This is a genomic window from Mesorhizobium shonense (assembly GCF_040545255.1).
GTDB lineage: Bacteria > Pseudomonadota > Alphaproteobacteria > Rhizobiales > Rhizobiaceae > Mesorhizobium > Mesorhizobium shonense.
Map to the genome: position 1 here is coordinate 228,520 of NZ_JBEPLM010000003.1, position 21,923 is coordinate 250,442.

The following is a 21,923-nucleotide window of genomic DNA, read 5'->3' on the forward strand; positions in this document are numbered from 1 at the left end:
CTCTCCTTAGAGTACGATGTCGGTCCAGAGCTCGGACGGATCCGGCTCGGCGTCGTTCTGGGCGAATTCGGCGGCATCGGCGACAACGTCGCGAACCTCCTTGTCGATGGCCTTGAGCTCGTCCTCGCTCGCCCACTTCTTGTCCATCAGCCGCGCCTTGACCTGCTCGATCGGGTCATGCTCGGAGCGCATTTTCTGCACTTCCTCCTTGGAGCGGTATTTCGCCGGATCGGACATCGAGTGTCCGCGATAGCGATAGGTCTGCATTTCGAGGATGAGCGGGCCGTTGCCGGCGCGGCACCATTCGGCGGCGACATCGCCGGCGGCCTTGACCGCGCGGACATCCATGCCGTCGACCTGCATGCCGGGAATCTTGAAGGAGGCGCCGCGATTGGAGAAGTCGGTCTCGGCGGACGAGCGCGACACGGACGTGCCCATGGCGTAGCGGTTGTTCTCGATGATGTAGATGACCGGCAGCTTCCACAGCGAAGCCATGTTGAAGCTTTCGTAGACCTGGCCCTGGTTGGCGGCGCCGTCGCCGAAATAGGTCAGCGAGACGTTCTTGTTGTCGCGATAGCGGTTGGCGAAGGCGAGACCGGTGCCGAGCGACACCTGCGCGCCGACGATGCCGTGACCGCCATAGAAATGCTTCTCCTTGGAGAACATATGCATGGAGCCGCCTTTGCCCTTCGACAGGCCGCCGCGGCGGCCTGTGAGTTCGGCCATGACGCCACGCGGCGAAAGCTCCATCGCCAGCATATGGCCGTGGTCGCGATAGGCGGTGATCATCTGGTCGCCCTCGATGAGCGCCATCTTCATGCCGGTGACGACGGCCTCCTGGCCGATATAGAGGTGGCAGAAGCCGCCGATGAAGCCCATGCCGTAGAGCTGGCCCGCCTTCTCCTCGAAGCGGCGGATGAGCAGCATGTGCCGGTAGGCGGAAAGCTCTTCTTCCTTGGTGAATTCGGCTGGCTTGGGGGTGGAAAGGGTCGACGATTTGCCGTCGGATCTGGATTTGGACTTGGCAGGCGCTTTTCTGGCGGCGGTGGCCATGCATCACTCCCTGTTGGCGTCTCTTCGCGGACATTCAGGGAGAGCGACCGTCTCCCCACCGATTTGAGCGAGGCTAACATGCGAGGATGCATTGCGCCATGCTGAAAAATGCATGGCTGGCATGCATCTAAGCGATTAGAATCATTGCGAATAAGCGCGATTAACCGAAATTCGGTTATTTCGCCGGGGCGGGCAGCATGATGGTGATTTCGTCGGGCTGAGACAGATTGAGCGCCTTTCGGGCCTGCTCGTCAAGCATGTCCTTCTCCAGCGTGCCTTCATGCAAGAGCTGGACGCGGCGCTCGAAGTCGACCCGGCGCGCCTTGACGGCATCGAGCCGGGCCTGCAGTTCGGCCGCCAGGGCCTGCAGCCGATACTTGGAGTAGATGCCGAACTCGCCATGATAGGCATGGAAGCCGAAATAAGTGAGGAACAGCGCGCAGAGCGACGGAATGATCAGCCTGCCGGTGTTTCTCTGCTTATGCTGACGTGTCCACATGACCCGAACCCTCGCGGCCGCGAACGCAAGCGACCATCGAGTCTCTTTTCGCCCAATTGTGCTTAATGGACGGTTACGAAGCATGAAACTGGAGCGGCCCGGCAGGGATGTTGCCTCGATGCGTTGCGGTCGCGCAGCTTGGTCGCACAAAACAGTTGACGTTGCCATGAAGTTATATATGCATACGCTATGCAATTGTTGGACGCCAATAAACTCGGCGCGCTCGGCGCCATGATTCGCGACCGGACGGAAGCGTCGTTGAGAGAGCTTTCGCCGAGCGCGGCGGCGGTGCTGTCGATGCTGCACTTCAAGCCGGGGCTGACGACGACGGAACTCGCCGAGGTCGTCGGTGTCAGCCAACCGACTGCCGTGCGTTTGATCGACGGGCTGGAGCGGCAGGCGCTGATTGAGCGCGGCAAACCGGAGGGTCGTGTCACGCCGCTGGCGCTGACGGAGAGCGGCCACGGCCAGGTCAAGGAGATGCAGGCTCTCCGACTTGCCGTGCTCGACGGATTGCTGTCGGCACTGCGACCGGATGAGCGGCGGCGCTTTGTTTCGATGCTGGATAAGATTCTTGCCGGCGCAACAACCTCCCGCGCCTTCGCGCGGACAACGTGCCGCCTCTGCGAACATGACCTCTGCGGAGCTGAGGTTTGCCCGATCGGCTGTCGCGCGGCTGAGATCGAGAAACAGGAGAGCGAGCGATGATCATTTCTTACGCGGGGCATTCACCAGTGATCGATACCGATGCGTGGGTCGCTCCGGACGCCACCGTCTGTGGCGATGTCGCCATTGGCGCTGGCAGCCGGATAATGCATGGCGCCCGCCTTGTGGCGGAGGCGGGCGGCTCGATCCGCATCGGCCGCAACTGCATCGTGCTGGAGAACGCCGTGATCCGCGCCACGGCACGCCACCCTTGCACGATCGGGAACCATTGCATCGTCGGCCCCAATAGCCACGTGGTTGGCGCAGAAGTCGCAGACGAGGTCTTCATCGCTACGGGCGCGGCGGTTTTCCATGGTGCGCATATCGAGCGTGGCTCGGAGGTTCGCATCAATGGCACCGTTCACCTGCGCACCCACCTCGAGCCTGGCACGGTCGTGCCGATCGGCTGGATCGCGGTTGGCGATCCAACCCAAATCCTGCCCCCGGACCAGCACGAGGCAAGCTGGTCCCGGCAGAAACCGCTCGATTTCCCAGGCTTCGTCTACGGCGTCGACCGAAGCCTTCCCGATGTGATGCAGAAAATAACGGGAAGCCTCTCGGCGGCGCTGGACGTGCATCGCACGGAAAGCGTGTGAGCGGCGGCAGCCTTCCACAGGATCGGTGCATGTCGCCAAAACGCGCCGCAGCCTGGCGGCGACATGCATCTAACCTCAAGGTGCGCCGCCTGAGGTCATGCGGCGCTCCCTGGTGGGCTGGACGAATGACCTGCCGTTACGTTCCCTGGAAATTGCTCAGAATCAGCCTTTGATCACCGATTTGCCAGCGTAGCGTGCCTGCTTGCCGAGTTCTTCCTCGATGCGGATGAGCTGGTTGTACTTGGCCATGCGGTCCGAGCGCGACAGCGAGCCGGTCTTGATCTGTCCGCAATTGGTCGCCACCGCAAGGTCGGCGATGGTCGAATCCTCGGTCTCTCCCGAACGGTGCGACATGACGGCGGTGTAGCCGGCCTTGTGCGCGGTCTCGACCGCGTCGAGCGTTTCGGTCAGCGAGCCGATCTGGTTGACCTTGACCAGGATCGAGTTGGCGACGCCCATGCGGATGCCGTCGCGCAGCCGCGCCGTGTTGGTGACGAACAGGTCGTCGCCGACGAGCTGGGTCTTCGTGCCGATGAGGTCGGTCAGGATCTTCCAGCCCTCCCAGTCGTCCTCGGCAAGGCCGTCCTCGATGGTGATGATCGGATAGTCGAAAGCGAGCTTGGCAAGGTATTTGGCCTGCGCCTTCGGATCACGCGTCTTCTTCTCGCCCTCATAGACGTAATTGCCGTCCTTGAAGAACTCGGTCGCGGCGCAGTCGAGGCCAAGCGCCACGTCCTCGCCAGGCTTGAAGCCGGCCTTCTCGATCGATTCCATGATGAAATCGAGCGCCGACGGCGCACTCTTCAGGTTGGGGGCGAAGCCGCCCTCATCGCCGACATTGGTGTTGTGGCCGGCGTCCTTCAGCTTCTTGCGCAGTGTGTGGAAGATCTCCGAGCCCCAGCGCACGCCGTCGCGCAGCGTCGGCGCGCCGACCGGCAGGATCATGAATTCCTGGAAGTCGATCGGGTTGTCGGCATGGGCGCCGCCGTTGATGATGTTCATCATCGGCACCGGCAGGACGTGCGCCTTGGTGCCGCCGACATAGCGGTAGAGCGGCAGGCCGGCGGCCTCCGCCGCGGCCTTGGCGACGGCCAGCGACACGCCGAGGATGGCGTTGGCGCCGAGGCGGCTCTTGTTCGGCGTGCCGTCGAGTTCGATCATCGTCTGGTCGATGTGGATTTGGTTCTCGGCCTCCATGCCGCCGATCGCCTCGAACAGCTCGCCGTTCACGGCCTCGACCGCGCGCTCGACGCCTTTGCCGAGATAGCGTGGCCCGCCGTCGCGCAGCTCGACCGCCTCATGCGCGCCGGTCGAGGCGCCCGACGGCACCGCGGCGCGGCCCATCGAGCCGTCTTCCAGCACCACGTCGACCTCGACGGTCGGATTTCCACGGCTGTCCAGGATTTCACGCCCGACTATGTCGACGATGGCGGTCATTGCGATGTCCCCGATTGATCGATTGAAGCGTCGCGCCCCTCTTAGCCAAAGCACCGCAAAAGGCAATCGGGCCGTCCGCAAATATTGCCGGCGGCTGGATTCACGAAGCGCAAATTTCTGTCATCATAAGTCATGCCCGCCAGGCGGGGTTCTGATTTATGTTCGAGTCTGCGCGGGGCGAAGCAGGAGGAGTTTCGCCATGTCCCAGTTGAGCGGTATCGTGAGTTTGTTTCTGATCGCGGCGGCGTTTCTGACGTCCTGCGACAGCCAGAAGCCCCAGCAAAGCTCGATGGAGCTTTCTACCCTCCGCGCGGCGGAGTAGAGGACCAGATGCACGAAGGCCCCCTGATTCCGGGGGCCTTTCGATTCCGATCCGCCGCTTAAGCGGTCAATGCCAGTAGGGCTTTATGTGGTAATATTCGAAGGACGCATCGCGCGCCGCTTCGCCGTCGGCGCCGGTCAGCTCCTTGATCGAGTACGCGGGTGCCGCCTTGAGCTGGTCCTTGGTGAAAGGCACGACGTAACCGCCCTTCTCCGGGTCGTAGTCGAGGCTCGCCCATGGGATGGCATGGTATTTCTCTCCCATGCCGAGGAAGCCGCCAAAGCCGATGACTGCGAACATGATGCCGTTCGACATCTTGTCGAGCATGACATCCTCGACGCTGCCGATACTGTCGCCTTCGGTGTTGTAGACCGAGGTGCCGATGACGCGCGTGGCGGCAATGGCTTCGGTGTGACCAGACGGGGTAGTCATAGGGGTGCTCCTCTCAATTGCTTGCCTGTCTGGACAATGAGAGGAGCGAACGAAGGTTCCAGACTTTCCGCTGGCGGCCTGATCCTAAAGCGCGTCGCGATCTTTCAGATTCGCTCCATGCGCTTAGCTTCTGATTTTACGCATGTCTTTGTCCCGAAACCGGTTCCCACTTTCGGGAGACATGTTTTAATCGGTGAGGATGAAGGTGACCTTCATGTTGACGCGATAGGCGGCAATCTTGCCGCCCTGGACGACGATCTTCTGGTCCTTGATCCAGGCGCCCTCGACGTTCTTCAGGGTCTTTGCGGCGCGCGCAATGCCCTCCTCGATTGCATCCTGAAAGCTCTTCGAGGACGACGACGTGATTTCGGTGACGCGGGCGACAGACATTGGCTTCCTCCTGCCAAGGCGCTCAGTTGCGCAGGCGAGCCTACAGCCGGCGGTTGCCAGCGACAAGCCATGAGAAGTTGAGGCTCATCGCCATTGTCACGCAGTCGCACTGCATGGCATTGTTGCGTCAGGGAGCTTGGGATGAGCCAAAAGCGCAATCGGCGGCAGGCTGCGGCGCAAGCGCCGGCGCCAACGATCGACGCCAACGCCGCCAATGCGTCCAGCGGATATTTCTTTGCCGGCACCATGGGCCTGATCGGCATCTTGATCGTCTGGTACTTCGAGCTTCCGCTCAACTTCGACGTCACCGATCGTGAATTCAACCCGCTGATCTTCAGCCCGGTCCTGTTCGTCCTCATCGCGCTTTACGCACTGCTGAAGGCGATCCGCGACACGTTGCGGGTTCGCAAGTTCGGCGCGACGACACTGGTCGCCGGAGCGGCGACGCCTGGCAAGCGCTTCGAAGGTTCGCTGCGATCAAGCCGCGATCTGGCTCCGGACGGCGATTACAGGGTGCAACTGCGGTGCATCCGTACCTACCGGGTCGGCGGACCGATTGCGAGAACCAGCGGGACGCAAAAATCGACCTACAAGGATGAGCTGGGGTGGCAGGAAACGGTGGTCGTGCCACGCGCGTCGGTCCGGTCGAGCGCAGGCATTTCCTTCGCCTTCCAGATCCCGCCCGACGCGCTGCCGTCCAAAGGGCCGCCCGTATATGAGCGGGTGCATGACAATGTGCGATGGATCCTGACCGTCAGCGCTCCCATGCGGGGGCTGGACTATTACGCCGTCTTCGCAATCGACATGCGTGGCGCCGGCCGTAGCGAATAACGAGGGACGAGACTTTAGCGCCCCTTGGCGACGCGGTCGAACGCCATCAGCTTTTCCAGCAAAGCCGGCATGTCCTTGAGAGGCACCATGTTGGGCCCGTCGGAAGACGTCGAGTTGTCCGGATCATGGTGGGTCTCGATGAAGACGCCGGCAACGCCGACGGCGACGGCCGCGCAAGCCAGTGTTGCGACGAAGCGGCGTTCGCCGCCGGAGGACCCACCCTGCCCGCCCGGTTGCTGCACGGAATGGGTGGCGTCGAAAATCACTGGAGCACCGATCTCGGCCATGATCGGCAGCGCGCGCATGTCCGACACCAGCGTGTTGTAACCGAATGAGGCGCCACGTTCGGTGGTCAATACATTCGGGTTGCCGGAGCCGGTGATCTTGGCGACGACATTCTTCATGTCCCACGGTGCCAGGAACTGACCCTTCTTCACATTGACGACCTTGCCCGTCCGCGCCGCTGCGACAAGCATGTCGGTCTGGCGCGAAAGGAAAGCCGGGATCTGCAGGACGTCGACATGCGGCGCCACGATCGCGCATTGCTCCTCGGTGTGGACGTCGGTCAGCACCGGCAGCGAAAACGTCTTGCGCAGATCGTCGAAGATCGGCATCGCCGCGTCCAGCCCGGCGCCGCGCGTCGCCGACAGCGAGGTGCGGTTGGCCTTGTCGTAGCTGGTTTTATAGACGAGGCCGATGCCAAGCTTGGCGGTCAACTCCTTCAATGCGCCGGCCATGTCGAAAGCGTGCTGGCGCGATTCGAGCTGGCAAGGGCCGGCGATGAGCGACAAGGGCGCATTGTTCGCGAAGACGACCTTGCCGACAGTTACCGATGCATTGGGCGCCAGGGGCTCGCTCATGGGATCTCCCGAAAGATGAAGGCCGCGCCCTGACCGGGCGCCGGCGGCACGACGATCTCGTCGCCGTCGCTCATGTTGTGTTCGACAGCGTTGGCCGCAAGTAGATGCGTGGCGGCGGCAATGCTGCGAACCGCAAAGATGATGGCCGTAAATCGCAGGTCCGAAGGGGCCCCCGCCGAAACGCCGAAGCGCGAGGCGAAAGCTTCGGGCGACAAAACGGTCAGGGTCGCGTTGGGCAATCGAATCTTCTCACCGTCGTTCGCATCCTGCCCGGCGGCGGTCGACAGCAGGCCGGACTGGCTCGACGGCCTGTCGCTCACCGCGACAATCTCGACGATGCCGGTCGCCCCATTGGCATGCGCCTGCAGGGCCGTGCGGTCGATGTTCGGCGCGTTGATGCGCTGGCAGGCAAAGAGAAGAGCGTCCGTTGCTTTTCTACCGGCCACGAACGCCAGTTTGAACGATGCCGTGTCGCTTTTGCCCGCAGCGTCGGTGAAGGCGCGCGAAAAGCTCAGCATATCTCCCGCCGACAATCCAGCCTCGACATAGCGCGCATGGTCGGCGTCGGCATCGGCGGTTCCGAAAACAACGGCGGAAAAACCCTCGTCGCCAAGCTTGTTGCGGTAGAGGCGGTCGTGCGCGACGAAGACGTTGCCCTCGCCTATCGCCTGCCCCACCGTTTGTTCATCGCCGACGGCCAGCGGCTCCAGATAGGTGCCGTCAGCGAAAAAGACGCAAGCGTTCTCGGTTCCGAAAGGGTGGACGCCGATCGGCGCGACGACAAAGCCGAGAGACGAAAGGCGCTGCCTCGCGATCTCCAGGCTCTGCGTGGGCAGGACGAGATGATCGAGCGGGTGGGGCGAAGTTTTGATCATGCAGGCGCGATGTGCCTCATTCCGGAAACCGGTTCAAGCCCGGCGTTGGCGAAGCGAGCTGGATTGCCTCTGGCTCAGGCTGCGGCCACGACGTCCGCCGAATAGCGCAGCTCGCGCAACGGCTTCACCTTGCTGGTCGTCTCCGCATAGACAGGATGTGCTTTATAAGCGGCAAGCGATGCCTCGTCCTCGAACTCGGCGTAGACGACCACGTCGATCGCGTTGGAGAACAGATCGACCTTGGTGTTGAGCGTCACCTCGAAATGTTTCGAATGCGGGATCTTGCCCAGTGCCTGCAGGCCCGACCGCACGGCCTCCACATCCTCCTTGCGCCGCACGCTGAAGAAAACGATGTGCCGGATCAATCCAGCCTCCTTGATCGACGGATAAGCGCGTTTTTTGTGGGAGCAGGGTCGTCGCGTCAACCGGCAACGATGTCGCGCCCTGCCGTCGAGGCTCTGACAGTCAGGCCGCGCCGGTGACGTAGCGCACGATGCGCGATATCTCCCTGACGGTCGCATCGAGGTAGTGGCCCTGGTTGTAAAGGCCGTCCCAGATCAGGAAGAAGGTGATGGCGACGATGACGATCACATAACGCATCGCTAAAGCTAACCCATGTGGTTGGTCGGAACCAGAGTGCCTTGACGGCAATTGCTCCAACTCACCATTTTCTACCAGCACCTTTCAGCGATGCGATACGGAGCGCCGGCCGAACTGTCCGCCGTAGCCTCAAAGCGTGATGCGGTATTTGGCGAATCCCGCCTCACCCTCACCCGCAGCCTCGATTTTCAGCGATTTCACCTGATCGATGAAGTCCTTCGCCCTGGGTCCAGTCTCGAAGACGACGCTGGTTCCAGGCAACGGCGCGAACGACCAGTTGCCGTCAGCCGACGGATTGATCGTGCCCTCGCTGATGACGTAGCGCACGATCACGTCGCGGTTGGTATCCGGCGCCTCGTAGATGATCTTCGAGGCGTTGATGTCGGGGAAATTGCCGCCGCCGCCGGCGCGGTAATTGTTGGTGGCGACAACGAATTTCGCTGCAGGATCAATCGGTTTGCCGTCGAATTGAAGGTCGACAATACGGTTGGAACCGGCGTTCACTAAGCCGCCCTTAGAATCGTATTTCGGCGGCTGCGACAAGTCGATTCTGTAACTGACGCCGTCGATGACGTCGAAATTATAGGACGGAAAATCGGTGTTGATCAGCGGCTGGTCCGCCTTGCCGGGCTCGATCCTGTTGAAGATGCCGGCCGACATCTCCAGCCATTCCTTCACCTGCGCGCCGGTGATTTCGACGGCCCGCACGGTGTTCGGATAAAGATAGAGGTCGGCGACGTTCTTGATGGCGACGTCGCCCGCCGGAACGTCGGTATAGTAGTCGGCGCCATTGCGGCCGCCGGCCTTGAAGGGCGCTGCCGCCGACAAGAGGGGCACGTCCTTCCACTGGGTGCTCTTCAATATGTCCTTGAGATACCAGCTCTGCGCCTGATTGACGATCTGCACGGATGGATCGTCGGCAACGAGAGCGAAATAGGAATAGAGCGGCGCCGAGGTCTTGCCGACCGGACGTCGGACATAGGCGAGCGTCGCTTCATGGTCCTGCGCGAGCGCCGCGATGATGCGCTTGTCGTCGCCGACTTTCGCCTTGTTCTTGTTGTCGACGCGTTCGTAGATCGGCCGCGCCTCGGAGGTCGCGGAAACGACTCGCCATTTCGAGCCGTCGCGCTCCAGCAACAGGTCGATCAGGCCCATATGCGAGCCCCAGAAGCCGCCCATTACCGCGGGCTTGCCTTGCAGAGTGCCCTTCCCGGTGTCGACACCTTCAAGCGCCTGGAAATCCTTCTTGCCGGGGAAGACAAGGTGCTGGTGGCCGGTGAAGACCGCATCGATGCCGTCAACGCCGGCGACGAAAAACGAGGCGTTCTCCATCTTCTCACCTTGCTTTATGTCGATACCGGAATGCGAGAGTGCGATCACGATGTCGGCGCCCTCGTCCTTGATCTGCGGCACCCAGGCCTTGGCCGCCTCGACGATGTCGCGCGTCTGCACATTGCCTTCGAGGTTCTTCAGGTCCCAGACCATGATCTGCGGCGGCACGAAGCCGATGACGCCGATCCGGATCGGCTGCTCGGCGCCTGCCCCGTCCTTGATCTTCTTGTCGAGGATGACATAGGGCTTGAGGTAGAGCTTGTCGTCGCGCGGATTTGTGGCAAGCGTGGTGCCGCGGATCAGGTTCGCACATACGAACGGGAAATTGGCGCCGGCCAGCACCTTGTCCATGAAGGAGAGGCCGTAATTGAACTCGTGGTTGCCGAGTGTCGAGCATTCGTAGCCGAGCAGGTTCATGCCCTTCATGATCGGATGCAAATCGCCATCCTTCATGCCCTTCTCATAGGCGATGTAGTCGCCCATCGGATTTCCCTGCAGCAGATCGCCATTGTCGATCAGCATCGCGTTGGTGGCTTCCTTGCGCACCGCGTCGATCAGCGAGGCCGTGCGCGACAGGCCCATCGTGTCGTTCGCTTTGTCGGCGTAATAGTCATAGGGCAGCAGGTTCACATGGATGTCGGTGGTCTCCATGATCCTGAGATGCGCCTGATTGGCCTGCGCACGGGCGGAGAACGGATGCAGCATGATCAGCGCTCCGCCGGCGACGGCTCCGGCCAGGAACTCACGGCGAGTAACGAACGGTTGTGACATTGCTTCCTCCTCCTCGACAACGCGACAACCCCTGCCCCGAGCGCCGAGCATGGCGTCCAAGGCGCTGCGAGTCCACGTCTGTTGGAAGCCTGTTGATCACGACAAGGTGACGCGTCGATGAAACAGGCGCGGCGGGCAATCAGCCCTTGTCGCCGTCGCCCTGGGTGATCAGCCGGGCGCTGCGCTGCCCGGTGAAATAAATCCATAGCCAGCTAAGCGTAACCGCGAGCCGGTTGCGGAAATCGATCAGAAAATAGATGTGCGCAATCCCCCAAAGCCACCAGGCGAGCCAGCCGGTGAGCTTGATCCAGCCGAAATCGATTGCCGCGGCGCGCTTGCCGATCGTTGCCAGGTCGCCGTCATGCCGATATCGGAACGGACGCGGCGCCTTGTCGCCGGCGAGCCGCGCCTTGATGGTCGCGGCAACATGCTTGCCCTGCTGCTTGGCTGCGGGTGCAACGCCCGGCACCGGCTTTCCATCCGGCCGCAACAGATGCGCCGTGTCGCCAATGACGAATATCTCGGGGCTGCCCGGCACGGTGAGATCCGGCTCGACCAGCACCCTGCCCGCACGGTCGGCTGTCGCTCCCAGCCATTCCGCCGCCGGCGAAGCGGCGACGCCCGCTGCCCACAGGATGGTCCTTGCGGGCAGATGGGTATCGCCAAAGACGACGCCTTCGGCGTCCAGATGCGTGACGGGGCGGCCGAGTTCGACTGTCACGCCAAGCCGCTCCAGCGCTTTCTGCGCATAGGCCGAGAGTTCCGGCGCAAAATTGGCAAGGATCCGGTCGCCGGCTTCGATCAGCACGACGCGCGCCTGGCGCGTGTCGATGTTGCGGAATTCGCCGCGCAGCGTGTCATGCGCGAGCTCGACAATGGTGCCGGCAAGCTCCACGCCGGTTGGCCCGCCGCCAACGATGACCAGCGTCAGCAGCGCCTGGCGCTTGGCGGGGTCGGTCTCGCGCTCGGCCTCTTCGAACGCAAGCAAGATGCGGCGCCGGATCGTGGTGGCATCCTCGAGCGTCTTAAGCCCGGGCGCGAAAGGCTCCCATTCGTCGTGGCCGAAATAGGCGTGGCGTGCGCCGGTGGCGAGCACCAGCGTGTCGTAGGCGACCGAGCTGCCGTCCTCCAGCAGAACACGCTTGCCGGCGGGGTCGACGCCAGTGACATTACCCAGAAGCGTCGTCACATCCTGGCGCTTGCGTAAGAGATGGCGGATCGGCCAGGCAATCTCCGATGTCGCCAGCGAGGTGGTCGCCACCTGGTAAAGCAGCGGCTGGAAAAGGTGGTGATTACGCTTGTCGATCATGGTGATGCGCACTGGCGCGCCGGCCAGCGCGCGGGTGAGCTCGAGGCCGCCGAACCCTGCGCCGACGACCACGACATGATGCTTGGCTTCGTCCATTTCAGTCACCTCGCCAAACCAACCTGACTAGATGTAAGCATTTTTGTGCACTGCAACAACACTGCTGCGGCCACATCCATGCCCCGGAGTCGTCGCCCGGTGTCGTGAACGCGCATGTCGCTCCCGGAGCGCCAGGTATAGCGTGGAGCAGAGGGATAGGAGTGACGCATGACTGACAATCGTGATGACGAAGGTCCGGCCCAATACGCCTCGCCGCCTTGTTTCATGCATGAGCTCGATCCGGCCTATCAGATGCCGCTCACCGACTGGACAGACGTCAGGCGCTGGCGCAAGGCGGAGCGCGAAAGGCTGATCGGCGGCCGACTTGCCGTCTCGGCAGACGCACGAGCGGCGATGTCGACGCGCATTGCGGTGGGCCTCGACGCGCTGGTCGGCGACGTTGCCGGGCGCATGGTCAGCCTCTATTGGCCGTTCCGCGGCGAGCCGGACCTGCGCGGCTGGATGGCTTCGGTCAACGCGCGCGGCGGCCGCACGGCGCTGCCCGTCGTCGTCGAGAAGGCGCGGCCGCTTGTATTCCGCGCCTACAAACCGGGCGACCGGCTGGAGAAAGGTGTCTGGAACATCCCGATCCCGGCCGAGGGCGATCCAGTGCTGCCGGACGTCGTGATCTCGCCTGTCGTCGGCATCGATCCCGGCAACTTCCGGCTGGGCTATGGCGGCGGCTTCTACGACCGTACGCTGGCCGCCATGCCGTTCAGGCCGCTGGTCATCGGTGTCGGCTACGAATTGCAGCGCATCGCCACCATCTATCCGCAGCAGCATGATATCCCGATGACAACTGTGGTGACCGAAGCCTCTGGGGTAAGTGACCGCTAGGCCATCTCCGGCCTCAAGCCGACCGCCGTCCTGTCGACGATTTCGCGCAAGGCGAAGGACGAGTTGATCTTCGTCACATGCGGCATGGCCGACAGCCATTCCTTGTGGATGCGCTCGTAGTCGGCGAGGTCCTTGGCCGCGATACGCAGGATGTAATCGTATTCGCCCGACATCAGGTGGCAGGAGAGCACGTTCGGGCAGCGCTTGATCGCCGCCTCGAAATCCGACAGCGTCTTCTCGAACTGCCCCGACAGCGATATATGCACGATCGCCGTCATCTGATGGCCGAGCGCGGCGTTGGAGAGCCTGGCGTGATAGCCGCGGATGGTTCCGGATTTCTCCAGATTATCGAGGCGCCTGGAGCAGGCCGATTGCGACAACCCTACCTTCTCGGCAAGTGCCGCGTTGGGTATCCGGCCATCCTTCTGCAAAGTCTCCAGAATGGCGATATCAATCCTGTCGAGCGGCATTTTTCGTGAATCCTGCGAAGATACGAGCATTTCGCGCAACGATTATCGAAGATGGTCCTTCGCCGCAAGTGCATTCGCAAACACATACGGAACGATTCGTGATTGACTGCGTCTACTGCATGTCGCCCGAAATCGCGCTGCGTTTTGGTGCTTGCTGCATGCACGAAATGTCAGGGAGAGCGCCCTTTCAAGGGCCGGACAGGAGAAGAAAATGCGCGTCGGCTGCCCCAAGGAAATCAAGAACCATGAATACCGCGTCGGCCTCACGCCCGGCTCGGTCCGCGAATATGTCGCTCACGGCCACGAAGTGTTGGTCGAGACTGGCGCCGGCGCCGGCATCGGCGCGGATGACAACGCCTATCGCGCCGCCGGCGCCACCATCGCCAAGACGGCCGCCGACGTGTTCGCCAAGTCGGACATGATCGTCAAGGTCAAGGAGCCGCAGCCCAACGAATGGGTCCAGTTGCGCGACGGCCAGATCCTCTACACCTATCTCCACCTCGCTCCGGATCCGGAACAGACCAAGGGCCTGCTGGCTTCTGGCGTCACCGCTGTCGCCTATGAGACGGTGACCGACGAGCGCGGCGGGCTGCCGCTGCTGGCTCCGATGTCGGAAGTCGCCGGCCGCCTGTCGATCCAGGCTGGCGCGACCGCGCTGCAGAAGGCCAATGGCGGCCGCGGCGTGCTGCTCGGCGGCGTCCCCGGCGTGCTGCCCGGCAAGGTCACCGTGCTCGGCGGCGGCGTCGTCGGCCTGCACGCCGCGAAGATGGCTGCCGGCCTCGGCGCCGACGTCACCATCATCGACCGTTCGATCCCGCGCCTGCGCCAGCTCGACGACATTTTTGGCGGCCGCGTCCATACCCGTTATTCGACCGTCGAGGCGCTGGAGGAAGAGTGCTTCTCCGCCGACATCGTCGTCGGCGCCGTGCTGATCCCAGGCGCCGCCGCGCCCAAGCTCGTCACCCGCGAGATGCTGTCGGGCATGAAGAAGGGCTCGGTGCTCGTCGACGTCGCCATCGACCAGGGCGGCTGCTTCGAGACCTCGCATGCCACGACCCATGCCGATCCGACCTATGAGGTCGATGGCGTGATCCACTACTGCGTCGCCAACATGCCGGGCGCCGTGCCGGTCACCTCGGCGCATGCGCTCAACAACGCGACCTTGCATCATGGCCTGCAACTCGCCGACAAGGGCCTGAAGGCGCTGGTCGACGACCACCACCTGCGCAACGGCCTCAATGTGCACAAGGGCAAGATCACCAACCGCGCCGTCGCCGAAGCGCTCGGCTACGAAATGGTCGAGCCGAAGGCGGTGCTCGCCGCCTGACACCGGAGCAATCCCAGGGAAAAGTGTGTTGCGGTTTCCCGTCCGGAATTGCGCAAAAACAAAGAGATAGAGCGTATCTGCGTTTCTGTGAAACGATGATCCGCTCCAGACAAGAGCTTCCTCCTGTCGCGCCCGCCGGTCCTTCCGGCGGGCATTTTCTTGTTTGGAAAATCCGGGCAACAAAAAAGCGGAGCCAGAGCCCCGCTTCCTCGATGTTGCGACGTGCCGCCGGTCCATCCGCGGTCGGCAATCGATCAACGATTAGCTTTTAGCGCGTTTATACGACGGGAGTACGACAGTTTGCGAAAGCATGCGGTCGGCTCAGCCATGCAAGCCAATCGGTGCCCTCCATTGGTGCTCCTTGTGTGAAATGCTTCACATTCGGCGCCCAAGAAACCTGCCTAGACAGATTTCGTTACCTGATGGCTTCGGCCGCTCTCGGTTTCGGTGCAAACCGGCCCCGCTGGCGGCTTCGCCGAAGGCTTCTGTCACAGACTTCCAACGGCCCGCCAGACCATCGGCGGGCATTTTTTTGCTCCTCTCACGCCCGCTCGATGCGGCACTGGTAGCAATTGTTGCGCGCCGAGCGGACGTGGATGTAGGCGATGTCGTCGCGCTCGAACAAAGTCTCTGCGCGGGCCGCGATATCGCCGGTCGGGGTGACGGCGCCGCTGCCGTAGACGATGCGATCGTCCTTGCCGTAGCCACGAACGATGTAGTCGCTGCTTTCGAGGATCTCGGGCAGCGCGTCCGCCTCCGCAGCACGCTCGCATTCGTCCACATGCAGGAAGATCGGCCCGGTTTCGGCGTAAGGCTGAAGCTCCGGGAACGGCCGGAACGCGAGGATGAGATAGCCATCACCGGCGGCAACGTTCTTCATGCAATGCCGGCACGGCACGCCGTCGCCGTCGGAAATCCTTCGTTCGGGCGTGTGGCCGTAGGCGTCGGGCCCTCCGCGCTGCAAGGCGCGCACGGCTTCGCTCGGCAAGGCTTTGAACTGGATGGTCATGGCGAAATCTCCGGTGTCGTCGGCCGGAAATTATGCCTGGGCGACGGCGTCTCCCACCCGATTCCTGCCAAGCGACCGCGCGTGTCGCTCAGAGCGCAATATCAAAATATTACGAACCCGAAATCACGACACTGGAGTTATCGGACTCGCCACCCCGGGCGCTCCGCGCCATGATGATGGCAGAAGAAGGCTGTGACGCGCAGGCGGCTGGAGTTTGGCGATGATCCGAGCATGATCACCGGGGGATGCCTGTGCGGCGCGGTCCGCTACGAAAGCCGCGCGGAGCCGATCACCGCGCGTTTGTGCTGGTGCCGTTTCTGCCAGTACATCGCGGCCGGCAATGCGGCGGTGAGCGTCTGCTTCCCAACAGCGCACATGAAGATCGCCGGCGACACGCGCGATTACGAAAGCGTGGCCGACAGCGGCAACAGGATGCACCGACGCTTCTGTCCAGCCTGCGGCGTGCATCTCTTCAGCGAGGCCGAGTCGCGCCCGCATCTGATCTTCGTGCGCGCGGGCACGCTCGACGATCCAAGCATGATACGGCCCGCAGCGACGATCTGGACGATCAAGGCGCCTCCCTGGGCTTGCATCGACACCTCGCTGCCGACCTTCGAGGGCCAGCCGCCGGTGGCGTAAGCGGCATCGAGGCAGACGACTGTGCCGCTTCCCCTTGACTATGGCCGCATGACGCTTGCCGAGCGCTCGGCGAAAGTCAGCGGATGCACGACTTCCTTCTTCTGCGCCACCGGCGTAAAGCCGAGCTTCTGGTAAAGCGGCAGTGCTGCCGGATGGTCGAGCGTGCAGGTCTGGACCGTGACGCGCTTCGGCCCGTGCGCCCAGGCAGCCGAAATCGCAGCGCCGAGGAACCAGCGCCCGATGCCCTGGCCGTGCGCGTGTTGCATCATGCCGAAATAGGCGAGTTCCACTTCGTCCGGCAGATGCGGCTTGAGATCGAAAAAGCCGGCAGGGGAGCCGTCGAGGTAAAGCACCCTGATGTCGCGGTCCTCGCGGTGCAGGCCGGCGGCCAGTTCCTCGTCGCTCAGTCTCAGCACATTGACCCAGTGCCATTTGCGCCCAACCCGGTCGATCAGGTAGCGGTAAAAATGCAGCGGGATGTCCTTGGTCTTCAGCAGCGCGATCTGCCGGTTGTAAGGCAGCGGCGGCGACGAGGCCGGCGGCGCATGCATTTCGAGGAACGTGACCGTGACCTCGATATCCTTCGGCACACCGTTTTCCATCGCCGTCATTCCTTGCCCGTCACGACGGGCGTATCGCTCAGCCCGCCCCATTCGGTCCATGAGCCGTCGTACAGCCTGTTGTCGGTATGGCCAAGCGTCTCCAGCGCCAGCGTGATCGCCGCCGCCGTGATGCCCGATCCGCACGAGGTGACGACTGGCTTCGAAAGATCGATGCCGGCATCCTCGATGACCTTGCGCAAGCGGTCTTTAGGCAGCAATTCGCCATTTTCGCCAAGAGCGCCAACCGGAACGTTATGCGCGCCGGGCATATGGCCGGAGCGGACACCAGGACGCGGTTCCGGATCGGTTCCTGCGAAGCGCCCCGGAGAGCGCGCATCGGCGATCTGGCTTTCTCCGCTTCCAACGATCCGGCGCATCTCGTCGAGGCTGACGACCCGGCCTGCATCGAAATCGGCGTAAAAGACGCAAGGCGCAATCTTGGTCTGCTCGGCCGTCACCGGCCGCCCTTCCGTCTTCCAGCGATCGAGGCCGCCGTTCAAGATGTAGACTTGGAAGACGCCCATGACGCGGAACATCCACCACGCGCGCGGCGCAGAAAACAGCCCCGGACCATCATAGACGACAATGGTGTCGTCGGCAGAAACGCCCATGGAGCCGACATATTGCGCGAAGTATTGGGGCGACGCCAATGTATGCGGCAGCTTGGAATCCGGATCGGAAACCTCATCCTGGTCGAGGAAGAGCGCTCCCGGAATATGCGATGCGGCGTATTCGGCGTGGGCATTACGCTTCTGCGCCGGCAGGTACCAGGAGGCGTCCATGATGGTGAGCCCGGGTGTGCCGAGCCGCTTCTCGAGCCAGTCCGCGTCGACGATAAAAGGGCTGTCTTCGTCCATTTTCCTGCTCCTGCCCCGCCTCTCGCGACTTTATCCGTCTTGGCCCGTCAGTTCGCCGGCATCGGCCCGAAGCGGATGCGGAAGCGTCGGTTTTCGCGGCCCTTCTTCTCGATCTTGCCGATGTGTATCTCGCCGACCTCACCGGTCGACTTCACATGGGTGCCGCCGCAAGGCTGGCTGTCGATCGATGCGTTGTCGCCGATGCAGACCAGACGGATCCTGCCGGTACCGACCGGCGGCCGCACGTTCTTCGATTTTACAAGCCCTGGATTGGCCGCAAGTTCCTCGTCGGTGATCGGCCGGGTGAAAATCGGATGATCGGCCCGCACCAGCTCCATCAGCCTCGCCGTCACGTCGTCCTTGGTGAAGCCGGCATCGGGAATGTCGAAGTCGACGCGGCTGTCGTCCTCGGCAACTGCCGCCCCGGTGATTGGAAACGGGCAGACAACAGTGAGCAGGTGGCAAGCGGAGTGCATGCGCATCAGAAGATGCCGCCGCTCCCAATCGATGGCGAGCCTCAGCTTTTCGCCGACCGTTGGCAAAGCCTGCTCAGGCGCCGGCACATGGATGATCTCGTCCTTGGTCTCGCCGGTGATGGCGGCGGCGATCGCGATGCGGTTGCCGTCGGCGCGTTCGAACAGGCCGGTGTCGCCGGGCTGCCCGCCGGAGGTGGCGTAGAAGATCGTCCGGTCAAGAAGAATGCCGCCGCGGTCGTTGATGGCAACGACTTGCGCATCCGCGGTCCTCAGATAAGCGTCGTCGCGAAACAGCGCTTCGGTCCTCTGCGCCATCACGCCACCTTTTCGAACGGCACCGAGATATCGGCTTTCTCTTCCATCCAGCCGGGCACCGGCAGGTTCTTGCCGCGCAGAAACTCCGGATTGAAGAGCTTCGACTGGTAGCGCGTGCCGTAGTCGGCGAGGATCGTCACGATGGTATGGCCGGGACCAAGCTCGCGCGCCAGCCTGATGGCGCCGGCGATGTTGATGCCGGTCGAGCCGCCGACGCAGAGCCCCTCTTCCTGGATCAGGTCGAAGATGATCGGCAACGCTTCCTCGTCCGGGATCTGGTAGGAGAAGTCCGGTGTGAATCCGTCGAGATTGGCAGTGATGCGGCCCTGGCCGATGCCTTCGGTGATCGAACTGCCATCCGCCTTCAGCTCGCCGCTGGTGTAGAAGCTGAAAAGCGCGGCGCCCAGCGGATCGGCGAGCGCTATTTTGACGTTGTTGCTCTTGCCTTTCAGCCCGATCGCAACGCCGGCGAGCGTACCGCCGGTGCCGACGGCCGACACGAAGCCGTCGACCTTGCCGCCGGTTTGGGCCCAGATTTCTTCCGCCGTCGTGCGGATATGGCCGTCGCGATTGGCGACATTGTCGAATTGGTTTGCCCAGATCGCGCCGTTCGGTTCCGAACGCGCCAGTTGCTCGGCGAGCCGCCCCGACAGCTTCACATAGTTGTCGGGGTTCTTGTAGGGCACGGCCGGCACTTCGATCAGCTCGGCGCCCAGGATCTTGATCGTGTCCTTCTTCTCCTGGCTCTGCGTGTCGGGGATGACGATGACGGTCCGGTAGCCAAGCGCCTTGGCGACCAGCGTCAGGCCGATGCCGGTGTTGCCGGCGGTCCCTTCGACGATGACGCCACCCGGCCGCAGCAATCCGCGCTGCTCGGCGTCCCTAATGATGAAGAGGCCCGCACGGTCCTTGACCGATTGTCCCGGATTCATGAATTCGGCCTTGCCCAGGATCTCGCAGCCGGTCGCGTCCGAAGCCTTGTTGAGCCGGATCAAGGGTGTGTTGCCGATCGCTTCGATCACATTACGAGGCATGAGGATTCCTTTATGCGTGCGGCGAGACCCTAGAAACCGGAAGCCTCGGTTTCAAGGCAAGATTTTGCCTGGTCCAGTCGCATTCCGGACGCTGCAATCCTCGCGATCATTTCAGCGATGCGCTCAAAAGCGCTCTTTTCATCCTATTTCTTCGCCGCTAGAGCACTACAGCTTTGCGCGTCCGACCGGACGCGCAAAGCTGTAGGATTTTAATCTGGCGCATGATTCCTTTCCGAAAACCGGTACCGGTTTTCGGGGCCAGACAATTCGCAGGACTTTCAATGACACTCTACCGGGCAAACCCGAAAGACGGTGTCGCCTGGATCACAGGCGGCAGCAGCGGTCTCGGTCGTGCGCTGGCCAAAGATCTCGCAAGGCAGGGCTATGCCATCGCGGTGACGGCGCTACCGAGCGATCCGGTCGACACGCTGCTGGTCGAGACGGCGCAGATGAGCGGCCATGTGAAATCCTTTCCCTGCGATGTGACCGACGAAGAAGGGATGGCACGGACGGCCGCCGCGATCGAGAACGAGATGGGGCCGATCGTGCTTGCCGTCTTCAACGCCGGCAACTACATCGCCACCCCCGGCGAGCACCTCGTGGTGCGCGATTTCCATCGCTCCTTCGCCGTCAATTATTTCGGCATCGTCAACGGCCTGGTGCCCGTGGTCGACTACATGCGCGCGCGGGGGCGCGGGCATGTCGTCCTTGTCGGATCGGTCACCGCCTATTCCGGCTGGCCGACCACGGCGGCCTATGGCGGCACCAAGGCGGCGATCAACATCCTGGCGGAGTCGTTGAAATACGACTTCGACAAGATGAACATCCGCATTCAGGTGATCAATCCGGGCTTCGTCGACACGCCGCTGACGGAAAAGAACACGCTGCCGATGCCAAGCCTGATGCCTGTGCAACGCGCGTCGCGCCGCATGGTGCGCGGCATCAGAAAAGGCGGCTTCGAAGTCACCTTCCCCTACCACATAAGCTGGCCCTTGAAGCTGCTTGGTCTGTTGCCGCGCCCGATCGGCCGCCTGGTCATCAGCCTGACGACCAGCTGGAAGGCACGGCCGCTGTTTTTCGATCGCAAGATACCGGGCGAGACGGGCCGATCATCGGACAAGGCGAAATAAGCTGGCGAAACCGCGATTGCCTGCCGGCGGATGCGGCCATAGGTTGAGGATTGTTGCTTGGAGTCGGCGATGGGGCGACGGATCGTGCTTGCGGTACTGGGTCTCGCCCTCCTTCTGGTCGCCGGTTTCGTTCTCGGGCCACGCGTTGCCGTCGACACGACGATCCGCTTCGATCCTTCGGTGATCGGCGACGATCCGCAGGCCTATCTGGCGCGCGAAGAAGCCGCCGTGCCCAATATCCGCGACGGGCTGGATAAGGAAATCATCTGGGCGAACCCGATGATTCACGACAAGACGAAGTTTTCGATCGTCTATATCCATGGCTTCTCAGCCTCGAAGGGCGAGGTTCGTCCGCTGCCCGACGATGTCGCGGATGAACTCGGCGCCAACCTCTTCTACACGCGCCTGACCGGCCACGGGCAGGATGGCGCCGCCATGGCCGAAGGCAGCGTCAATGCCTGGATCAACGATTATGAGGAGGCGCTCGCCATCGGCCGCGCGATCGGCGATAAGGTGATTGTGATTGCCACCTCGACCGGCGCCTCGCTGGCAACTTGGGCCGCAACACAGCCGGGCGCCTCCGACGGCGTCGCGGCGATCGCGTTCATCTCGCCGAATTTCGGCGTCAAGGCGTCCGGCGCCGAGATCCTGACCATGCCCTGGGGCAGAGAGATCGCCGAGCTCGTCGGCGGCAGGGAACGCAGCTTTCCGCCGCGCAACGCGCTGCACGAAAAATTCTGGACCACCAGATATCCGATGTCGGCAACGCTGCCGATGGCGGCGCTCACTGAGCTCGCCTATGGCGCGCGGGTCGAGAAGGCGACCATCCCTGCCCTGTTCATCTTCTCGGATGCCGACAAGGTGGTGCGACCGGACCGCACGCGCGAGATCGCCGGCCGCTGGGGCGGCCCGCACGAGCTGGTTCCTGTCGACGACACCGGCGACCCGGACAACCACGTCATCGCCGGCGATGTGCTGTCGCCGCAGACCACGGGTTTTCTCACTGAGCGTATCGTGGTGTGGGTGAAGGCGCTGATGCAGCAGCAATCAAGCCAGTGAAATGAAAAGCGGCCGGAGCGTCACTCCGGCCGGTCTCTATTTTCGACAAGGCCTTGGCGA

At 62.7% G+C, this 21,923-nt stretch carries 26 protein-coding genes; 9 read left to right on the top strand and 17 right to left on the bottom strand.

Going from position 1 to position 21,923, the window contains the following annotated elements; genetic code table 11:
* Window positions 1-6: 6 nt before the first annotated feature.
* Both pdhA and ABID26_RS10495 read right to left on the bottom strand, forming a co-directional pair.
* A complete protein-coding gene (gene pdhA, locus ABID26_RS10490; protein WP_126100286.1) occupies window positions 7-1,053 on the bottom strand; it encodes a pyruvate dehydrogenase (acetyl-transferring) E1 component subunit alpha in 1,047 nt (348 codons plus the stop codon).
* A 175-nt stretch (window positions 1,054-1,228) separates the two neighbouring features.
* Entirely contained in the window at window positions 1,229-1,552 is a 324-nt protein-coding gene (locus ABID26_RS10495; RefSeq protein WP_126100285.1) for an FtsB family cell division protein, read from the bottom strand.
* A 189-nt stretch (window positions 1,553-1,741) separates the two neighbouring features.
* Between ABID26_RS10495 and ABID26_RS10500 the strand changes: the two genes are divergently transcribed.
* Entirely contained in the window at window positions 1,742-2,260 is a 519-nt protein-coding gene (locus tag ABID26_RS10500) for a MarR family winged helix-turn-helix transcriptional regulator (protein WP_126100284.1), read from the top strand.
* Window positions 2,257-2,853 (top strand): gamma carbonic anhydrase family protein, encoded by a 597-nt coding sequence (locus ABID26_RS10505; RefSeq protein ID WP_354415246.1) that lies wholly within the window; start codon window positions 2,257-2,259, stop codon window positions 2,851-2,853. Before ABID26_RS10500 ends, ABID26_RS10505 begins: the two co-directional genes overlap by 4 nt.
* A gap of 162 nt (window positions 2,854-3,015) precedes the next feature.
* On the opposite strand, the gene eno is transcribed toward ABID26_RS10505, so the two are convergent.
* Entirely contained in the window at window positions 3,016-4,290 is a 1,275-nt protein-coding gene (eno, locus tag ABID26_RS10510; protein ID WP_292302768.1) for a phosphopyruvate hydratase, read from the bottom strand.
* Between the two features lie 199 nt (window positions 4,291-4,489).
* Here eno and ABID26_RS10515 point away from each other — a divergent pair, with 199 nt between their 5' ends.
* A complete protein-coding gene (locus ABID26_RS10515; protein WP_278077365.1) occupies window positions 4,490-4,612 on the top strand; it encodes a hypothetical protein in 123 nt (40 codons plus the stop codon).
* A 66-nt stretch (window positions 4,613-4,678) separates the two neighbouring features.
* On the opposite strand, the gene ABID26_RS10520 is transcribed toward ABID26_RS10515, so the two are convergent.
* Together ABID26_RS10520 and ABID26_RS10525 are read right to left on the bottom strand one after the other, a co-directional pair.
* Window positions 4,679-5,044: a PRC-barrel domain-containing protein gene (locus ABID26_RS10520; RefSeq protein ID WP_126100281.1), complete on the bottom strand. Its 366-nt coding sequence runs from the start codon at window positions 5,042-5,044 to the stop codon at window positions 4,679-4,681.
* A gap of 186 nt (window positions 5,045-5,230) precedes the next feature.
* A complete protein-coding gene (locus ABID26_RS10525) occupies window positions 5,231-5,434 on the bottom strand; it encodes a dodecin family protein (protein WP_126100280.1) in 204 nt (67 codons plus the stop codon).
* A gap of 141 nt (window positions 5,435-5,575) precedes the next feature.
* Here ABID26_RS10525 and ABID26_RS10530 point away from each other — a divergent pair, with 141 nt between their 5' ends.
* Window positions 5,576-6,265 (top strand): hypothetical protein, encoded by a 690-nt coding sequence (locus tag ABID26_RS10530; protein ID WP_292302767.1) that lies wholly within the window; start codon window positions 5,576-5,578, stop codon window positions 6,263-6,265.
* Between the two features lie 14 nt (window positions 6,266-6,279).
* On the opposite strand, the gene kdsA is transcribed toward ABID26_RS10530, so the two are convergent.
* The 6 genes from kdsA to ABID26_RS10560 form a co-directional block, all read right to left on the bottom strand.
* Window positions 6,280-7,125: a 3-deoxy-8-phosphooctulonate synthase gene (gene kdsA, locus ABID26_RS10535; RefSeq protein ID WP_354415251.1), complete on the bottom strand. Its 846-nt coding sequence runs from the start codon at window positions 7,123-7,125 to the stop codon at window positions 6,280-6,282.
* Window positions 7,122-8,000 carry a VOC family protein gene (locus ABID26_RS10540; protein WP_292301440.1) on the bottom strand — a complete coding sequence of 293 codons (879 nt, stop codon included), beginning with the start codon at window positions 7,998-8,000 and terminating at the stop codon, window positions 7,122-7,124. Before ABID26_RS10540 ends, kdsA begins: the two co-directional genes overlap by 4 nt.
* Before the next feature lie 74 nt (window positions 8,001-8,074).
* Window positions 8,075-8,365 carry a Dabb family protein gene (locus tag ABID26_RS10545; RefSeq protein ID WP_126100276.1) on the bottom strand — a complete coding sequence of 97 codons (291 nt, stop codon included), beginning with the start codon at window positions 8,363-8,365 and terminating at the stop codon, window positions 8,075-8,077.
* Window positions 8,366-8,465: 100 nt separating this feature from the next.
* Window positions 8,466-8,600 carry a hypothetical protein gene (locus ABID26_RS10550; RefSeq protein WP_292301437.1) on the bottom strand — a complete coding sequence of 45 codons (135 nt, stop codon included), beginning with the start codon at window positions 8,598-8,600 and terminating at the stop codon, window positions 8,466-8,468.
* Window positions 8,601-8,729: 129 nt separating this feature from the next.
* Window positions 8,730-10,703, bottom strand: a complete 1,974-nt coding sequence (locus ABID26_RS10555) for a bifunctional 2',3'-cyclic-nucleotide 2'-phosphodiesterase/3'-nucleotidase (RefSeq protein WP_292301435.1) — start codon at window positions 10,701-10,703, stop codon at window positions 8,730-8,732.
* Between the two features lie 139 nt (window positions 10,704-10,842).
* Window positions 10,843-12,108 (bottom strand): NAD(P)/FAD-dependent oxidoreductase, encoded by a 1,266-nt coding sequence (locus ABID26_RS10560; protein ID WP_292301434.1) that lies wholly within the window; start codon window positions 12,106-12,108, stop codon window positions 10,843-10,845.
* 168 nt (window positions 12,109-12,276) lie between these two features.
* Here ABID26_RS10560 and ABID26_RS10565 point away from each other — a divergent pair, with 168 nt between their 5' ends.
* On the top strand, window positions 12,277-12,945 hold the full coding sequence (locus ABID26_RS10565) for a 5-formyltetrahydrofolate cyclo-ligase (RefSeq protein WP_126100273.1): 669 nt from the start codon (window positions 12,277-12,279) through the stop codon (window positions 12,943-12,945).
* Here ABID26_RS10565 and ABID26_RS10570 read toward each other — a convergent pair.
* Entirely contained in the window at window positions 12,942-13,415 is a 474-nt protein-coding gene (locus ABID26_RS10570; RefSeq protein ID WP_059188527.1) for an Lrp/AsnC family transcriptional regulator, read from the bottom strand. The two genes, ABID26_RS10565 and ABID26_RS10570, sit on opposite strands and share 4 nt — an antisense overlap.
* A gap of 211 nt (window positions 13,416-13,626) precedes the next feature.
* On the opposite strand from ABID26_RS10570, the gene ald reads away from it, so the two are divergent.
* Window positions 13,627-14,742: an alanine dehydrogenase gene (gene ald, locus ABID26_RS10575; RefSeq protein ID WP_292301431.1), complete on the top strand. Its 1,116-nt coding sequence runs from the start codon at window positions 13,627-13,629 to the stop codon at window positions 14,740-14,742.
* Window positions 14,743-15,283: 541 nt separating this feature from the next.
* On the opposite strand, the gene ABID26_RS10580 is transcribed toward ald, so the two are convergent.
* Complete coding sequence (locus tag ABID26_RS10580; RefSeq protein ID WP_292301429.1) at window positions 15,284-15,751, bottom strand: DUF1203 domain-containing protein; 468 nt, start codon at window positions 15,749-15,751, stop codon at window positions 15,284-15,286.
* 192 nt (window positions 15,752-15,943) lie between these two features.
* Here ABID26_RS10580 and ABID26_RS10585 point away from each other — a divergent pair, with 192 nt between their 5' ends.
* Window positions 15,944-16,390, top strand: a complete 447-nt coding sequence (locus ABID26_RS10585; RefSeq protein WP_292301427.1) for a GFA family protein — start codon at window positions 15,944-15,946, stop codon at window positions 16,388-16,390.
* A 38-nt stretch (window positions 16,391-16,428) separates the two neighbouring features.
* Here ABID26_RS10585 and ABID26_RS10590 read toward each other — a convergent pair whose 3' ends face one another.
* The 4 genes from ABID26_RS10590 to ABID26_RS10605 are packed head-to-tail and all read right to left on the bottom strand — an operon-like array spanning window position 16,429 to window position 19,674.
* Entirely contained in the window at window positions 16,429-16,992 is a 564-nt protein-coding gene (locus tag ABID26_RS10590; RefSeq protein WP_126100270.1) for a GNAT family N-acetyltransferase, read from the bottom strand.
* 5 nt (window positions 16,993-16,997) lie between these two features.
* Window positions 16,998-17,849 (bottom strand): 3-mercaptopyruvate sulfurtransferase, encoded by an 852-nt coding sequence (sseA, locus tag ABID26_RS10595; protein ID WP_292301425.1) that lies wholly within the window; start codon window positions 17,847-17,849, stop codon window positions 16,998-17,000.
* Between the two features lie 47 nt (window positions 17,850-17,896).
* Entirely contained in the window at window positions 17,897-18,640 is a 744-nt protein-coding gene (locus tag ABID26_RS10600; protein WP_292301422.1) for an alanyl-tRNA editing protein, read from the bottom strand.
* Window positions 18,640-19,674, bottom strand: coding sequence for a cysteine synthase A (locus tag ABID26_RS10605; RefSeq protein WP_126100267.1), 1,035 nt, complete (start codon window positions 19,672-19,674; stop codon window positions 18,640-18,642). The genes ABID26_RS10600 and ABID26_RS10605 overlap by 1 nt, the downstream gene beginning before the upstream one ends.
* Window positions 19,675-19,955: 281 nt before the next feature.
* On the opposite strand from ABID26_RS10605, the gene ABID26_RS10610 reads away from it, so the two are divergent.
* Together ABID26_RS10610 and ABID26_RS10615 are read left to right on the top strand one after the other, a co-directional pair.
* The gene (locus ABID26_RS10610) at window positions 19,956-20,804 is read left to right on the top strand and encodes an SDR family oxidoreductase (protein ID WP_292301420.1); all 849 of its coding nucleotides are present in this window, start codon (window positions 19,956-19,958) and stop codon (window positions 20,802-20,804) included.
* 69 nt (window positions 20,805-20,873) lie between these two features.
* A complete protein-coding gene (locus tag ABID26_RS10615) occupies window positions 20,874-21,863 on the top strand; it encodes an alpha/beta hydrolase (RefSeq protein WP_292301419.1) in 990 nt (329 codons plus the stop codon).
* The last annotated feature ends 60 nt before the right edge of the window (window positions 21,864-21,923 follow it).

Bases quoted from the DNA above. Each gene is read 5' to 3' on its own strand.
- ABID26_RS10550 (WP_292301437.1), bottom strand. From the start codon at position 8,600: ATGCGTTATGTGATCGTCATCGTCGCCATCACCTTCTTCCTGATCTGG.
- ABID26_RS10555 (WP_292301435.1), bottom strand. From the start codon at position 10,703: ATGTCACAACCGTTCGTTACTCGCCGTGAGTTCCTGGCCGGAGCCGTC.
- ABID26_RS10525 (WP_126100280.1), bottom strand. From the start codon at position 5,434: ATGTCTGTCGCCCGCGTCACCGAAATCACGTCGTCGTCCTCGAAGAGC.
- ABID26_RS10500 (WP_126100284.1), top strand. From the start codon at position 1,742: ATGCAATTGTTGGACGCCAATAAACTCGGCGCGCTCGGCGCCATGATT.
- ald (WP_292301431.1), top strand. From the start codon at position 13,627: ATGCGCGTCGGCTGCCCCAAGGAAATCAAGAACCATGAATACCGCGTC.
- ABID26_RS10530 (WP_292302767.1), top strand. From the start codon at position 5,576: ATGAGCCAAAAGCGCAATCGGCGGCAGGCTGCGGCGCAAGCGCCGGCG.
- ABID26_RS10565 (WP_126100273.1), top strand. From the start codon at position 12,277: ATGACTGACAATCGTGATGACGAAGGTCCGGCCCAATACGCCTCGCCG.
- sseA (WP_292301425.1), bottom strand. From the start codon at position 17,849: ATGGACGAAGACAGCCCTTTTATCGTCGACGCGGACTGGCTCGAGAAG.
- ABID26_RS10505 (WP_354415246.1), top strand. From the start codon at position 2,257: ATGATCATTTCTTACGCGGGGCATTCACCAGTGATCGATACCGATGCG.
- ABID26_RS10515 (WP_278077365.1), top strand. From the start codon at position 4,490: ATGTCCCAGTTGAGCGGTATCGTGAGTTTGTTTCTGATCGCGGCGGCG.
- ABID26_RS10540 (WP_292301440.1), bottom strand. From the start codon at position 8,000: ATGATCAAAACTTCGCCCCACCCGCTCGATCATCTCGTCCTGCCCACG.
- ABID26_RS10520 (WP_126100281.1), bottom strand. From the start codon at position 5,044: ATGACTACCCCGTCTGGTCACACCGAAGCCATTGCCGCCACGCGCGTC.
- ABID26_RS10495 (WP_126100285.1), bottom strand. From the start codon at position 1,552: ATGTGGACACGTCAGCATAAGCAGAGAAACACCGGCAGGCTGATCATT.
- ABID26_RS10610 (WP_292301420.1), top strand. From the start codon at position 19,956: ATGACACTCTACCGGGCAAACCCGAAAGACGGTGTCGCCTGGATCACA.
- kdsA (WP_354415251.1), bottom strand. From the start codon at position 7,125: ATGAGCGAGCCCCTGGCGCCCAATGCATCGGTAACTGTCGGCAAGGTC.
- ABID26_RS10605 (WP_126100267.1), bottom strand. From the start codon at position 19,674: ATGCCTCGTAATGTGATCGAAGCGATCGGCAACACACCCTTGATCCGG.
- ABID26_RS10590 (WP_126100270.1), bottom strand. From the start codon at position 16,992: ATGGAAAACGGTGTGCCGAAGGATATCGAGGTCACGGTCACGTTCCTC.
- eno (WP_292302768.1), bottom strand. From the start codon at position 4,290: ATGACCGCCATCGTCGACATAGTCGGGCGTGAAATCCTGGACAGCCGT.
- ABID26_RS10600 (WP_292301422.1), bottom strand. From the start codon at position 18,640: ATGGCGCAGAGGACCGAAGCGCTGTTTCGCGACGACGCTTATCTGAGG.
- ABID26_RS10580 (WP_292301429.1), bottom strand. From the start codon at position 15,751: ATGACCATCCAGTTCAAAGCCTTGCCGAGCGAAGCCGTGCGCGCCTTG.
- ABID26_RS10570 (WP_059188527.1), bottom strand. From the start codon at position 13,415: ATGCCGCTCGACAGGATTGATATCGCCATTCTGGAGACTTTGCAGAAG.
- pdhA (WP_126100286.1), bottom strand. From the start codon at position 1,053: ATGGCCACCGCCGCCAGAAAAGCGCCTGCCAAGTCCAAATCCAGATCC.
- ABID26_RS10615 (WP_292301419.1), top strand. From the start codon at position 20,874: ATGGGGCGACGGATCGTGCTTGCGGTACTGGGTCTCGCCCTCCTTCTG.
- ABID26_RS10560 (WP_292301434.1), bottom strand. From the start codon at position 12,108: ATGGACGAAGCCAAGCATCATGTCGTGGTCGTCGGCGCAGGGTTCGGC.